The organism is Streptomyces sp. NPDC059003, assembly GCF_042740445.1.
Classification (GTDB): domain Bacteria; phylum Actinomycetota; class Actinomycetes; order Streptomycetales; family Streptomycetaceae; genus Streptomyces.
The window spans coordinates 1-13,907 of record NZ_JBHYJH010000013.1; the positions used below are offsets into that span (position 1 = coordinate 1).

The window sequence follows — 13,907 nt, forward strand, 5'->3', positions numbered from 1 at the left end:
GGCCTGGAGGCCCGCCCGCGCACACCAAAAGCCCCCTAGCTCTCCTGCACAGCGGCCGTGCGAGCCGCCCGCTGCTCCCGCAGCCAGAGGGTGCGGCTGACGCCCGGGGAGCGTTAGCGCTCCCCGGGCGTCAGCCCGACTTCGATGGCGTGGGCAGGCGTGTGCACCCATGTGCACCCATGTGTTGCGGCCCGGCCTGCAGCGGTGTCGATGGGCGCTGACCTGGTGGTGGCCTGCCTTTGCGTCAGGCCACCACCAGGCAGGGCTACTGCGGGTCGTCGGACGTGAGCTGGCGCAGCAGCTCCTCCTTCTCCCGCGGCGTCAGTTCGGGGGCGCGGGACGGCAGGGTGTTCACATCGACGAACACCGGCTTGTACCCGGGCTCCGGCGACAGCGCGGCCGCGTGCCGCAGCCAGCCCAGCGAGGAGGGGAGCGGGTCCATGTCGATTGCCAGGACCCGGTCCGCGCCTTGCTGCCCGCCGAGTAGGCGGGCCAGCTGAGAGATGACCGTCTTGTCCTCGCCGCCGCGCTCCAGCCGCCGCTCCAAGTTCAGGCGTTCGTCCCTCTGCGCCCGCATGGCCGCGACGGTCCGCTCCTTGTCCCGCAGGGCCCGCAGCCTCTCCGCTGCCTGGTGCGTCTCCATCATCAGGTCGAGCAGATCGTCCGGCGGCACCTGGTGCTTCTGCTCGTCGCCCGCGTCCTGCTCGCCAGGCACGGCTGTCAGGTCGGGCCGGGAGTGGCCCTTGGCGAGCTCCCGCACAGCCTGGTCGCGGCCGACATGGTCGAGCTTGGCGGGCAGCTGGCCGGCGGCGGCCGCGGCCCTCACGCGCTGCAGGGCCTTCTGGTAGCCGCAGCCGGTCAGGCGGTTCAGCGCACGGGCGACCCGCTCCTGGTTGGTGGTGTTGCTGGAGGACATCCTTCTCCTTCGTCACACCCTGACGCCTGCTGTTCGTCCCACCACGAGCATGGCCAGGGTGCACGGCTTGAAAAAGGGCACCAGTCGTCGCTCGCCCCCGCGCGGCAGCACGGTTCACCGGTGCTTCGAGGGTGGGCCCGGGCCGGCACGCACAAACGAGGTGCGCCGCGCCGAGCTTACCAGCCGGCACCTACAACTCAGCGATCAGCCCGCATCCGCTCGTGACTCGGTCGCGGGCGTCCTGTGCAGGCGGGCTCTCGTGCTGGAGCGGCCAGCAGGGGTCGGGGCAGCGCGCCGCCGGGCAGTTCGTGTTCGCTGTCGCGAACTGCGTCCCGCCACCGCGCTCAGGCCGCATTGCTGCCCTTGCTACCCACGGCAGTCACCTCTGTGCCCGTGCCCGCATCCCGCGCCGCGAGTCCACCGCGGCCTGAGCACGGACGCAAAGGGACCGCGCCGTGCCGTCCCTGGAGCCTGCCTCCCGTCGCGGCGAGAACCGCGGCGGCCGCCGCAGCGGCCAGGAGACAGACCGCGTAACTCCCACCGGCCATGCCTGCGACCGCGGAGCCCAGTGCCAGACCGGCGTTGACCGCCGCAATCAGCCAGCCGAAGGCTTCTGCCCCCGTTCCCGGCGGAGCAGCCGCGTTCAAAAGCAGGCAGCCGACGCACAGCATCGTGGTGAAGCACACCCCAGGCAGTGTCACCAACAACGCCGCCAACCCGGGCGTGGGAAGGGCCAGCATCGGCAGCCACGCCACCGCGCCACCAACGGCGAGCAGCCGCAGGTGCTGCACCGGGGCACCCCACCACCCCCGCGCCCCGTACAGCAGCCCGCCCACCAGCCCGCCCAGCGAGAACAGGGTGGGCAGTGCACCCCGCAGCCACAGGGCCCCGCTGTGCTGGGCATGCGCGAGGGCGCAGACCCGCAGCGCCCCCACAGCAGTGCCCGCGCAGACCATCGTGACCAACAACCCCTGCACCGCCGGTGACGCCAGAGGCCCGAGCCACCGTCCTCTGCCCCCGGTGCAGGCAGGCACCCACACGCGCGCCGGTCGCGAGCATCCGAGGGAGAAGGCACCACCCAATCCCAGAAGGGCCGTGCCTCCCAGCGCTGCCTGTGGTGACAGCGCTGCCAGTGCCCCGGCAAGCAGCGGGCCCACCACGTACACGGCCTCCTGGCTTCCGTTGTCCAGCGCGTAGGCCACGCGGAGATACGCGGCGCGGGCCGCCTGCGACCCGGGCAGCACCGTCGGCCACAGCACCCGCAGGCAGCCCTCGAGCGGGGGATTGAACAATCCCGCCGCGATCGTCCATGCCAGGGCCAGCGGCAGGCTCGCGGTGCCGAACCACGCGAGGGCGCCGAGACAAGCCGCCGCGCACACCGCACCTCCCAGCAGCGGGAGTACGAATCCGAACCGGTCAGCACACCTGCCCAGCACCGGCTGACCCACTGCGAACGCCACCAGATACGCGCCGGCAAGGCCTCCGCCAGCGGCCAGCGACCCCCTCTCCTGCGCGGCCGCCATCAGCACCGCGCTGGGGGCCATCGCGTTCGGTAGACGCCCAGTCAGCGTGCTGCCCAGCAGCCGCACGGTGTACCGAAGACGCAGCAACTCCCGGTAGCCCACTGCGGGTTCCAGCCCGACGACGGCTGAGGGCCCGGACTGAACGGGGGTGACGACCACATCTGGCTCCTACGCCGCACGGACACACCACACGGCCATCGCACGCCTGCCGCTGGGCAGTGACATTTGCGGCGCCAGCGCTACAGCGGCAAGGCCCGCCGGGAGAGCACGCCGACCACTCCCGCACCCCGGGAAGCCGCCGCGCGGCCTCCCGCTCCGCAGGACGCAGCGCCTCCCCGGGCGCCCTGGGCCGGTTCCGGCTGCGTGGGACGGTGGCGGACTTCCGGGGGCGAACAGCAAGCAGGCGAAGCGCTGAGATTCCGCCGTGCCGCCGCGAGCCGACGACAGGCCCGATCCGGCCAGTTGGTGGACGCCCGTCCGGTAACGATGATGGGCAACCTTCTTGCCGAGCAGGGCCGGGTGCCTGACGCTAAGGGCGATCTTCATTTGGTGGAGGGCGCTCCGTGACGTCGTTGACCGACTGGAAGGCCGACGGCATCGACGGCGTCCAGGTCCACCATCCCGAGCGGCAGCTCGCCGACGAGCTTGAGGATCTCGCCGATGCCTGCTGATCGGCCAGGCGGCCCCGAGCGGCGCGGATGTGGGCCGAGCGCCGTCATTGTTGATTGAGTGGAGGGGCAGGGATCGTGTCCGTTGAGGAGTCCTGGAAGAAGATCGAACGCTGGATAGCCCAGCATGCCCCCGAGGAAGCCCCCCTCCCGGGGCCCTGCACTCATGCAGACCTGGAACGCCTGCATGAACGCCTCGGCGTGCGGCTGCCTGAGGACGTCGCACGCTCATTGCTGCGGCACAACGGCTCCGGGCACACCGCCGTCACCCCACCGGGTTTCGTCCTGTACGACGTCGAGCAGATCGCGCGGGAACACGGCAATTCACCCGAGCGCAGGTTCGGGAGGGATCGATACGGGCCGTTCGACGGGAGTCTGATCGTGCCTGTCGGCGGGATGGGCGATACGAAGCTCGTGGTCAACACCAGGACAGGGGGCATGGGGCACTGGGGGAGCAGAATGCCGTATTACGGCCCGTTCGAGGACCCGCCGCCGCTGTGGCGATCCTCCTTCTGCAGTCTGCTGGACAACGCCGGGCACGCTCTGGCCTCACCACCGCCCTGGTTCACGCGCGATGATGGAAAATGGCAGGCCACGTGCGTGTGGCCGCACATCCCTGGACGGCTGATCTGGACCGACAACGTCCCGGGAGGCCTTGATGAGTGGGGCCCCAAAGGCGACGAGACACCCGTTGAGGAGTCCTGGGAGAACATCGAACGGTGGCTGGCCCAGCAGGCTCCCCAAGAGGATCCGTTGCCGGAACCGTGTACGCGGGCCGACCTGGAAAGCCTGTATGAGCGTATCGGGGTGCGGCTGCCGGACGACATCGAACGGTCGCTCCTGCGCCATGACGGCTCAGGGCGGACCGACATCATCCCGCCCGGGTTCGTGCTCTACGGGGTTGAGCAGATCGCTCAGGTGTACGCCGGCTCGCTTGAGTACCGGCTTGAGGACGACCTGTACGGCCGGTACGACAGCCGCCGGATCGTCCCCATCGGCGCGCTGAATGTGACCAAGCTCGTCGTCAACACACGCACGGGCCGCATCGGTGAATGGGACATCGAGGACGCCGGCTACCGCTGGTTCGAAGGACCGCTGTGGAGATGCCTCGCCAGCGTGCTGGAGCTGGTCGGCAACGCTCTAGTCTCACCGCCCCCGTGGATCGCGAGGACGTCCGGTGACGAGGAATGGGAGGCCACAGACGTGGATCTCGACTTCCCAGGAACCCTTGTCTGGACAGACGGGGATGAGTAGTCCACCCAGATCGTGTGGTGTGGGCCCCGCCCGCGGCGCCGGGCGGGACCCTGCGCCATGCTCGCATGGTGCAGCGGAAGCCGGTGCCATTCTTGGTGAGTACCAGAGCGGCAGCCTGCCCGAGTCGCCGCAACCAGTGGCCGGCTCTGCAGCCGCACGCTCAGACTGTCTGCCGCTCGATTCCGGCCTGCAGGCAGCCGCCGAGTCCACCGTGCGCCTCGAGCGTTCCTTCCGCACCCCGGCGCAGAGCCGCTGCCCAGGCCTTCGACTCCAGACACCACGGTGAGTCGGCCGGGGTCAGCGTCGTCGCCGCGGCGGTGTGCCCTGCGAACTCGAGGACGGTGGCCTCCCACTGCTGGCGCAGCGTGGCGTCGGCTGGGTCTCAGTCGGTTCGCTCCTGCTGTCTCCTTGTTGGCGACACTCTTGTCCTGGCGTCCCACGAGGCCACGTTGGCACCGAGATGGTCTCGGTTTCCGACGCCTGGTCGTTGATCGAGCAGACCGTCCCGCGCGAGCAGCTCCCCGAGGCCATCGCCACGATCGCGACCTCCCCGACGCCGATGAGTCTCCGAAGGGGCAACACGGCGTCATAGGCTCGGCACATGAATGCGTCCTCGAACGCGGCCCGGTGGGATCAGGCACTGGAACGCGCCGCGCACATTGCTGCGGCGGACCACCCGCCGAGCCTGCGCACCGAGCAGCACTGGGACTACGTCGCCATACGCGGGCTCCTGGCCGTCGTCCTGCATGCACTCGCCGAGCACACCGGGTCGAGCCCTGCCACGGTGCCCCTTGACGCGCTCCAGGAACACTGCGAGCAAGGCCCTGAACACCTGCGTGCCCTCGCGGTTCCGCTCGTCGGTGAACGCCTGGCGCATGGACTCGACACCGACCCGGCAACCGTGGCCACTGCCGGAGACTCGATGGTGATCACGTGGCTCTGGCTCACGCGCACCTGGCCCCGACAGCCCAGCGATCAGTGGCCCACTCCCACCGCCACGCAGTACAACGGCATGACACGTGCCCTCGGCCACGGGCACCCCGGCGCGGCAATCGACATCCTGCCCTGCCGGGCCGCCGACGCCGTCAACGGGGCGCGGCTACCCGCTGCAAACCGAAGCTGCCCGGCATCGCGCTGCACGGGCCCTGGCGCGCCAGGATCCTGACCGGGCCGGTCGGCAAGGGCCGCCGCGAGGCCGGCCACCGCTCTCACGAGGCCGCGATCGGGCCTGGGCTCCGCCACCGGCGCCCTGCACGACAACCGCGGCGCTGAGAGCGCCCGCGCTCAGGACGAGATCCTCTCGGTCCTCTCTCTTGTCTGCCTACGGTCGGCTCGCGTACACCGGCCACCCACCGGGCGGACCCTCCCCGTTCGCTCATTTACGCAGGTCACCGGCGACCCAATCAGCAGCGATCCCCAGTAGCGTTCCACCGCTCCCGGTGAGCCCCTGGAGCACGTGGCCGCGCCCTTCGGTGCCGCACGGCAGCGCCCTTGCGCCTGCTGGAATCCGATCTCGCCAACTGGAGGTCCTGTGCAACCTCATCCTGCGTCCACCTACAGCCTGTATGCCGAACGCGACGGCATCGCCTACAGCTGGGACGGCATCGCCGACAACCTTCCCGACCTCGTCAGCACACGAGCTCAACTCGAGGAGATCCGACACGAACTCGACACCCTCAACACCGCTTCCGGGGCCAGCCTCACGTGCTACATCCACCTCCTGGAGCATCCAGACAGCCGCGGCGACTGCGGCTGTCTGGAAGACGCCCAGCCGGGCGATCAGTGCCGCATCCTGGACACCTTCGCCCCCGAACCCGGGGCGACCGCTGCGCAGGACCTGGCTGCCGCAGTCAGGTGGCTGACCGGCTACTGCCAGGACCACGGCATCACTGCGGAAAACCTCAGCAACGCCATCCACGGTGCAGCAGCCGCCCAGGAAGCAAGGGCGACCGACGCAGGGGCCGACGCACAGCTGGAGTACCTCCTGCGCCAGTTCGGCCAGCGCCAGACGATGGACCTGCTGACTGCCGCCCCAGCAACGGCGCAGGAGGACTAGAGCGCCGCACACCCAGGCAGGGCAGTGGCCACCGTGCAGACGGCGGTCACTGCCCTCGCGGAGCGGCCACACGCACCCAAACCGGCCGCGCACTGAACGTCTGCGACTGGGGAGGACGGTCCCTGCCAGTGCGCTCAACCGGCCGCGGCTGCGAAGTAGCAGGTCACAGGCTGGGCTCACCCTGGCGCCCAGGCCTACATTCCCCAAGCAGGCGGCCCTGGCCCCACGGGCCGGGGCCGCAAGCCCCCCGTCATGGAAACGGGCGGGCCATGTGGACACCGCGCTGCCCGCATGCCGACCGCCATGCGCAGACGCCAATGCATCCAGTTGATACAGCCACAGCAAGGAGCCCGGTATGACCACCGCTGACTTCGACGATGAACCCCCGCCTCAAGCCGTCCAGGAAGCGGCCCCTGGTGAGCTGGTGGTGACTCCGCAACTGCGGCAGAGCATCCCCCAGTTCGATGTGTGGCTCAACCGCGCACACATCGGCGTGATCTTCGATGAGACGGCGGCAGGACTGCGCCGCCGCCCCTTCGCCGCCTGGTCGCTGAAGGCTGGCCTGCGCAACGGCATCGTCGGCTTCTACAACTCCCTGCAGGAGGCAGCAGATGCGATCGACGCACTGCACCCCCGCTCGGGAGAAGACCTCGCCCGCGCCCTGGGGATCTCGCTGGCCGAGGTCCTCGATGCCGCAGATGAGTTGGCGACGCGGTGGCAGGCCAAAGGGCCTCACGCGGTGTACCTGGCGCCCGTGACCGACGACGACGCCGAACTGACCGGCCAGGCCGCACTGGCCCTGCGCAAACAGCACGAGAAGGCACAGGCCTCACAGTCGCCGCAGTGGCGCACCCTGAAGGGGATGAAGCTTCCCTTCCAGATCCTTGGCGAGGAGACCGAGCGCGGCTTTCGCCCGGCGAATGACCGCACCCGGCCCACGGGCCAGCCCCTGACCATCATCGCCCTGCGCACGGAGCACAGCCTCCGCTACGGAAAGGACGCCAGCGGACGGGAGATACCCCTCTACGGCGTGGCCTCGAAGTACTGGGTGATCCCGTGACCGTCGGCTGAGCCCTTGCTCCTCCGCCTGCGGGCGGAGGAGCGCACCTTGCCCGAAGGAGTCCGGCTGAGCCGCTGGTCCAGCAGCGCCACACCAGGATCAACCTGGGCGCAGGCGCAGGCGCAGGACCGGTCACTGCCCCGGCCGCCATGACAGTGACCGCGAGCCTTCCGGTCAGACCGCACATCACTGTTCATGAGTTCAGCAGACAGAAACCGTGTCCTCCAGCGAGAAGTACGGGCCCAGGCTATAGGGTGTCGGCCCTTGTCGTACTCGGCCGACTCCCGGCCAGCAGCCCACCTGTGCACGCACCCCTTGGCCTTCGAGCTGCCGCTGGAGCACGTCACATGCCCACGCACCGCCAACGGCCCCGCAGCTGCCGCATTTTGGCTGCTCACCGATCCGTCGCCGGAAGCTGCCGGGCCATAGCTTCCACGGTGTCCTCAACGGCGGAGCACCCCAGCAGGAGCCCGCCCCACCTTCTTGCGCACGTGTGGAGGCCACCACCATGACTGAACCTGAGCAGCTGCCGAGCCTGGACGGGCACACCGTCAACATCCGCCGGGAGGGCCCCCGCGTCGTCGTTGAGCTCCGGGCCGACGACGCGCCCCAGCCCCTCTATCACTTCTGGACCTACCACAACGGGCGAGAAGCCACACAGGCCATCGCCACAGAAATGATCAGGGTGCGACGCGCAGCGCTTGGTGAAGCCAGCGCCCTGCAAGCCCTCAACGAGGAAACCCGCTACGAAGTCCGCCAGACCGGCCACGACGCCATCACGATGACCGGGGCGCCAGCCCGCCAACTCCTTGACCAGGCCCGTCGGGAGGCCGGACCCGAGCTGCTGTGGGCAGGCGCTTCCCCGCGGCTGAGCCTGCACCACAGCGGGGCCTTCTGGCATGCGGAGATCCCCGCCTACACATCCAGCGGACTCAGAGACCGACTCAGGACCCGCAGCATCAGCATCTGCCCGCTCGTGGTGGCCTGGGCACAACAGATCATTGCCGAGGCCATACCCGACACCATCCTCGCGCCCGTGGCCCGACCCGATTCCAGGGCGTCCGCCGCCTGGGTCCGGCCGGTCGCGGACCACGACAACCAAGTGATCGTCTCCCGCGTCAGCTCGGGACTGCACCGCCGCCCGGCCCACTCGCCCGAAGGCAAACGCTGGGATGCATGGATGCACGCCTACCAGGACGCGCTCACCACCAACGGCTGGACAGTGGTGAACAGAGCCACCGACGGCTGGACCTTCGCGCACCCCACCCTGCACTGACACCGACACACCCACGCCCCATCCGCACCGGCCCTCGCCCCGTGTGACCGCACCCGGCGAGGGCCGCCGCACCACCTTGGCCGTTCGCGAATCCCAGCGCGGGGCTGCCCACCACACCACTGCGCACGCCTGCTCCGCGCGACCACACCCCAGGCGACAACCGCAGGGCCCCCTGCCGCGCCCACCCCAGAGCCATTCCCTCAAAGCCTGCGCGAATTCGCAGGTCAGCGGCGTCCCGCGGACAGCCGATAACACCTAGCGTCCTACCGCGACACCGGCCCCGCTGCTCTCCAGCCGACGAAGGGCCGCTCTGCCAGCCCCGGGCACCGAGCCAGCCCAGCACGGAACCAAGGGCACTCCCGGCTACCGCGCCACAAGCCCCGGGCACCACCTACCCCGACGAAATGAGGCATCCCAGCATGCGTTCTACCGCCCCCGATTCCCGAGCCGAACGAGTGACCCGCATCTGCCTGATCCACGCAGTGGGCCACGAGACGGCGGCCCTCCTCCTGGAGAAGTCCACCGCCGTCGATGCCATCGAGGCACTGCGCAAGCGCGCCGCCCACGGCGGGACCAGCCAGCAGACGTACACATCCATCATCAACCACCGCGACTTCATCCTGAACGGTGCCGAAGCAGAAGGAGCCCGGTTTCTCCTGCCCGGCGATGCCGAGTGGCCCGAAGCCCTCAATGCCCTTGACCCCACAACCCCGCTGGGCCTGCTGGTGAGGGGCAAGCCCTCACTCGCCGAGGCGACCGCCCGCTCAGTCGCCATCACCGGCACCAACGCTCCGACCCAATACGGCACGGACGTCGCCGAGACCCTCGCCTACGAACTCGCCGACATGACGTATAGCGTCATCACTGCACTCATCAGCTGCGGCATCAGCCACGCCGCACTGCTCAGCGCAGCGCACGGCGGGACGGCACAGGCGGTGCCGGTCGCCGTGTGCTCCGCAGGCCTCCACACCGGCCGCGGCGCCCGGGAACAGTCCGACCACATCGTCGCCGAGGGCGGACTCGTCGTCAGCATGTACGCCCAGGGCGTGCCCACCAGCATCACCCGTCAGCAGCAGCGCCAAGAACTGATGGCGCACCTGAGCCTGGGCACCGTCATCGTCGAGGACTGCGCTGTGAACAAGCGGGCCGCGGCAGCAGAGGCCGCAGGACGTCCGGTGTTCGCCGTGCCCGGGCCCATCGACTCACCCCAGTCCAATGCGGTGAACAGGCTGATCCGCGACCGCCGGGCCTACGCCATCACCGAGGCCCGGGACATCGACCAGGTCCTCACCCACCTGCGTGAAGACTCCGACACCGCCAGCCAGCCCACGGCTGGCCCCGCAACCCGTACGGGCGACGTCTGACCCAGCAGCCGCTCCCCGGCCGGGGCTCTGCACGCACCGGCCGGGGGGCGGCCACCCCACTGCATTCCCCTCGTCTCTTCCCTGCCATCACACACGCGCCCCGGAGGACCTCTATGCCCACCTCAGCCCTGACCGACTTCCACATCCGCGATGCGGCCACCGCACTGCGCGCAGCCTCGCTCCCCGTCCTCGACAAGACCAGCACCGGGGACGGCGTCCGAGTGTGCCGCGCGCGGCACTTCGCCGACCGTGTGCGGGTCGTACCCGTTATCAACGGCAACGAACGCCTCCCCCGGGCGATACACCAGTTGAACGACGTCCGCGCCGAATGGGTCCGCCTCATGGCAGCCGCCCGAAAGGCACTGAACGCCGCCGGATGGGAGAGCCGCGGCGAGACGGAACTGGGCGGCGAGTTCCTCGCCCACACCCCCGCCGTACGCCGCGCCCGTCAGGTACTGCACGCCGCACAGGTTCCGCTGCTGCCCAAAGGAATGCAGGACGGCCAGGGCGCCCTGGTGTTCGCCGCCGACGGCGATCCCCGCAGCGTGCGCATCATCGTCCACGCGGCAGGCCACCGGCACCAGCCCTACCCCGGGCAACGGGAGAACGCCGCCCAATGGCGCGCACTGATGACACGGTGCATCGCCGCCATGGAAAAGGCAGGCTGGCTGCGGGAGCACTCACCGCTCCACGACGCCGCACCGTTCCAGGCACCCCACGACCTCGACCTGCCAGAACTCCCCGCCCCCGCCCTGGGGTGTGACCCAGAAGCCGACGACTTCGTCCACCAGGTCGCAGGCCTCCTGCGCCACGGCGGATACGCACCGCTGGCGGCGGCCAGCGGGGAGGACACCGCGTGGGGATTCTGCGTGACTGCCTCACCCCTCGAACCCGACCACGTGATGGTGATCCACAGCCACAACCGGCAGGCCCCCCTGCATGCGCCCTACGAGCCCCGTGACCTCCCCGTTGTCCAAGCAGTACTCAACGCCTACGAGCACACGCTGAGCACCAGCGGCCTCACCGTCGCCAACGACGACCCGCAGCGCACGGTGGTGTGGGTGCGCCGTCCCGAGCGCAGCACCCGAGCCCGCATCGTCCTCGCCGACGACTGCGGATTCGCCTGGGTACCCGAACTCGCAGACACCTACCGGCTAGAGACCCGGCTGCACCCAGACCAGCCGTGGGCACCGCAAGGCCAGCAGAGCCGCAACCGCGCGCTGCGGGACATCGAAACACTGCTGCGCCGGGGCCTAGCGACAGCCGAGGCCGAAGGCCTCACCCTCTACGTCACCGCCACGGAGCGCACCGACTTTGCACCGTACTCGCGATACGTGCCGCTCAACGCATGACCCAGCCGTGGGGGGGGGGCCCCACCCCCCCCCCCCCGCCACGTGGCGACCGGCACCCTCGTCACCCTCATCCTCGGCGGCCTCACCGCCATGCCCCCGCTGTCCATGGACATGTACCTCCCGGCCCTGCCGGAGGTCACGGACGCGCTGCACGCCCCGGCCGCCACCATCCAGCTCACCCTCACGGCCTGCCTCCTCGGCATGGCCCTCGGCCAGCTGGTGGTCGGCCCGATGAGCGACAAGTGGGGCCGGCGCAGGCCCCTGCTCATCGGCCTCCTCGTGTACGTCCTCGCGACAGCGATCTGCGCGTTCGCGCCCACCGCGGCGCTCCTCGTCGCCTTCCGCCTGGTCCAGGGCCTGGCGGGCGCGGCCGCGATCGTGATCGCGCGGGCGGTGGTCAGGGACCTCTACGACGGCGTGGAGATGGCCCGGTTCTTCTCCACGCTGATGCTGATCTCGGGCGTGGCCCCGATCGTGGCGCCCCTCATCGGCGGCCAGGTCCTGCGCCTCACGGACTGGCGCGGCATCTTCGTCGTCCTGACGGTCATCGGCGTGGCGCTGACGCTCCTCGTGTGGCGCCGCCTGCCGGAGACGCTCGCGCCCGGTGACCGGCACGGCGGCGGGGTCGGCGAGGCCCTGCGGACCATGCGGGGGCTGCTCGCGGACCGCGTGTTCACGGGCTACATGGTGGCGGGCGGCTTTGCGTTCGCCGCGCTGTTCGCGTACATCTCGGCGTCGCCGTTCGTCATCCAGGAGATCTACGGCGCGTCCCCGCAGACCTTCAGCCTCCTGTTCGGCGTGAACTCCGTCGGCCTGATCGTCGTCGGCCAGATCAACGGCAAGCTGCTCGTCGGCCGGGTCAGCCTCGACAAGGCGCTCGCCTTCGGCCTGACCGTCATCACCGTCGCCGCGACCGCGCTGCTCCTGATGACGACCGGTGTCTTCGGCGACGTCGGGCTCGCGCCGATCGCCGTCGGCCTGTTCGTCCTGATGTCGGCGATGGGCCTCGCCATGCCCAACACCAACGCCCTCGCCCTGATGCGCACCAAGCACGCCGCGGGCTCCGCGTCCGCGCTGCTCGGCACCTCGTCCTTCCTGATCGGCGCGGTCGCCTCGCCGCTCGTCGGCGTCGCGGGCGAGAGGACGGCCGTGCCGATGGCCGTCGTCCAGCTGGCGTGCGCGCTGGCGGCCGTCGGCTGCTTCGTGGGACTGTGCCGCCCGTGGCAGCACACGACCCACGAGCCCCGGACGGTCAAGGACCGGGAGACGGACCGCTGACCGCGCCCCGGGTCCTGCGCCCGGGCACCGCGGACCGCGCCGGACTCGACGCCGACGGGATGCGTCGCCTCGTACGCGACGTGAAGGACCTGACGCGCGGGCCGCGGCCGTGGTGCGCGGGCGCCGTCGTGCTCGCGGGCCGCGGGCCGGTCATCGCGGTGGAGGAGGCGGCGGGCTGGGCGGTGCGGTACGCCGCGTACGACGAGCGCGCCGACGCCGGCGTCGAGCTGCCGCCGGAGCGGCGCGTGCCCATGACCGTCGACACGCCCTTCGACCTGGCCTCGCTCACCAAGCTGTTCACGACCGTCGCGGCCGTGCAGCAGCTGGAGCGCGGCGCGATCGGGCTCGACCGGCCGCTCGCGCGGTACCTGCCCGAGTTCACGGCCGCCGCCCGGCACGGCATCACCGTGCGGCAGCTGCTCACCCACACCTCGGGCCTGCGGCCCGAACTGCCCCTGTACTCCCTGCCCGACGCCCCGTCCCGGCTGCGCGCCCTGCGCGCCGAGGCGCCGTCCCACGAGCAGGGCGCCCACCTCTACTCCGACCTGAACCTGCTCCTCCTCCAGCACGTCCTGGAGCGCGTCACCCGCCGCCCCCTCGACGCCCTCGTGCGCGACGGCATCACCCGGCCGCTCGGCATGACCGCCACCCGGTTCGGCCCCTGCCCCGGCGCCGCCGCCACCGAGGACCAGCGCACGCCCTGGGCCAAGGCCGACCGGGGCATGCTGCGCGGCGAGGTCCACGACGAGAACGCGTGGGCCCTCGGGGGCGTGGCGGGCCACGCCGGGCTGTTCTCCACGGCGCGGGATCTCGCCGTGTTCTGCCGGGCGCTGCTGTGCGGCGGTGCGTACGGGGCGGCGCGCGTTCTGGGGCCCGCGTACGTCGACCTCATGCTGGCCGCGCCGGGGCTCGGCTTCGCCGTCGACCAGGAGTGGTTCATGGGGGCGCTCGCGGGGCGCGGGGCCGCCGGGCACACCGGCTTCACCGGCACGTCCCTGGTCCTCGACCCCGCCTCGGACGCCTTCCTGATCCTTTTGGCCAACACGGTCCACCCCCGACGGCGCCCCGCGTCCAACGCACCCCGCGCCGAGGCGGCCACGACCCTGGCCCACGCGGTGCGCCCCTGAATCTTGCCGGAAGATCCAGCCCGTCCGGCGTTT

11 protein-coding genes are annotated in these 13,907 nt (G+C 70.7%); 9 read left to right on the forward strand and 2 right to left on the reverse strand.

Going from position 1 to position 13,907, the window contains the following annotated elements; translation table 11 throughout:
- Positions 1-265: 265 nt before the first annotated feature.
- Positions 266-916, reverse strand: coding sequence for a hypothetical protein (locus ACFWZ5_RS08335; protein WP_384890541.1), 651 nt, complete (start codon positions 914-916; stop codon positions 266-268).
- Positions 917-1,260: 344 nt separating this feature from the next.
- A complete protein-coding gene (locus ACFWZ5_RS08340; protein WP_384890543.1) occupies positions 1,261-2,598 on the reverse strand; it encodes a transporter in 1,338 nt (445 codons plus the stop codon).
- Positions 2,599-3,185: 587 nt separating this feature from the next.
- Between ACFWZ5_RS08340 and ACFWZ5_RS08345 the strand changes: the two genes are divergently transcribed.
- From ACFWZ5_RS08345 to ACFWZ5_RS08385, 9 genes are all read left to right on the forward strand, one after another.
- Positions 3,186-4,361 carry an SMI1/KNR4 family protein gene (locus tag ACFWZ5_RS08345; RefSeq protein ID WP_384890545.1) on the forward strand — a complete coding sequence of 392 codons (1,176 nt, stop codon included), beginning with the start codon at positions 3,186-3,188 and terminating at the stop codon, positions 4,359-4,361.
- A 601-nt stretch (positions 4,362-4,962) separates the two neighbouring features.
- Entirely contained in the window at positions 4,963-5,526 is a 564-nt protein-coding gene (locus ACFWZ5_RS08350; protein ID WP_384890547.1) for a hypothetical protein, read from the forward strand.
- A 366-nt stretch (positions 5,527-5,892) separates the two neighbouring features.
- On the forward strand, positions 5,893-6,417 hold the full coding sequence (locus tag ACFWZ5_RS08355) for a hypothetical protein (protein WP_384890549.1): 525 nt from the start codon (positions 5,893-5,895) through the stop codon (positions 6,415-6,417).
- Between the two features lie 355 nt (positions 6,418-6,772).
- Positions 6,773-7,477: a hypothetical protein gene (locus ACFWZ5_RS08360; RefSeq protein ID WP_384890551.1), complete on the forward strand. Its 705-nt coding sequence runs from the start codon at positions 6,773-6,775 to the stop codon at positions 7,475-7,477.
- A gap of 493 nt (positions 7,478-7,970) precedes the next feature.
- Positions 7,971-8,753: a hypothetical protein gene (locus ACFWZ5_RS08365; RefSeq protein WP_384890553.1), complete on the forward strand. Its 783-nt coding sequence runs from the start codon at positions 7,971-7,973 to the stop codon at positions 8,751-8,753.
- Positions 8,754-9,172: 419 nt separating this feature from the next.
- Positions 9,173-10,117 (forward strand): DNA-processing protein DprA, encoded by a 945-nt coding sequence (locus ACFWZ5_RS08370; protein WP_384890555.1) that lies wholly within the window; start codon positions 9,173-9,175, stop codon positions 10,115-10,117.
- Positions 10,118-10,230: 113 nt separating this feature from the next.
- Positions 10,231-11,469, forward strand: coding sequence for a hypothetical protein (locus ACFWZ5_RS08375; RefSeq protein WP_384890557.1), 1,239 nt, complete (start codon positions 10,231-10,233; stop codon positions 11,467-11,469).
- Between the two features lie 90 nt (positions 11,470-11,559).
- Complete coding sequence (locus tag ACFWZ5_RS08380; RefSeq protein WP_384890560.1) at positions 11,560-12,747, forward strand: multidrug effflux MFS transporter; 1,188 nt, start codon at positions 11,560-11,562, stop codon at positions 12,745-12,747.
- A 59-nt stretch (positions 12,748-12,806) separates the two neighbouring features.
- On the forward strand, positions 12,807-13,874 hold the full coding sequence (locus tag ACFWZ5_RS08385; protein ID WP_384796875.1) for a serine hydrolase domain-containing protein: 1,068 nt from the start codon (positions 12,807-12,809) through the stop codon (positions 13,872-13,874).
- The last annotated feature ends 33 nt before the right edge of the window (positions 13,875-13,907 follow it).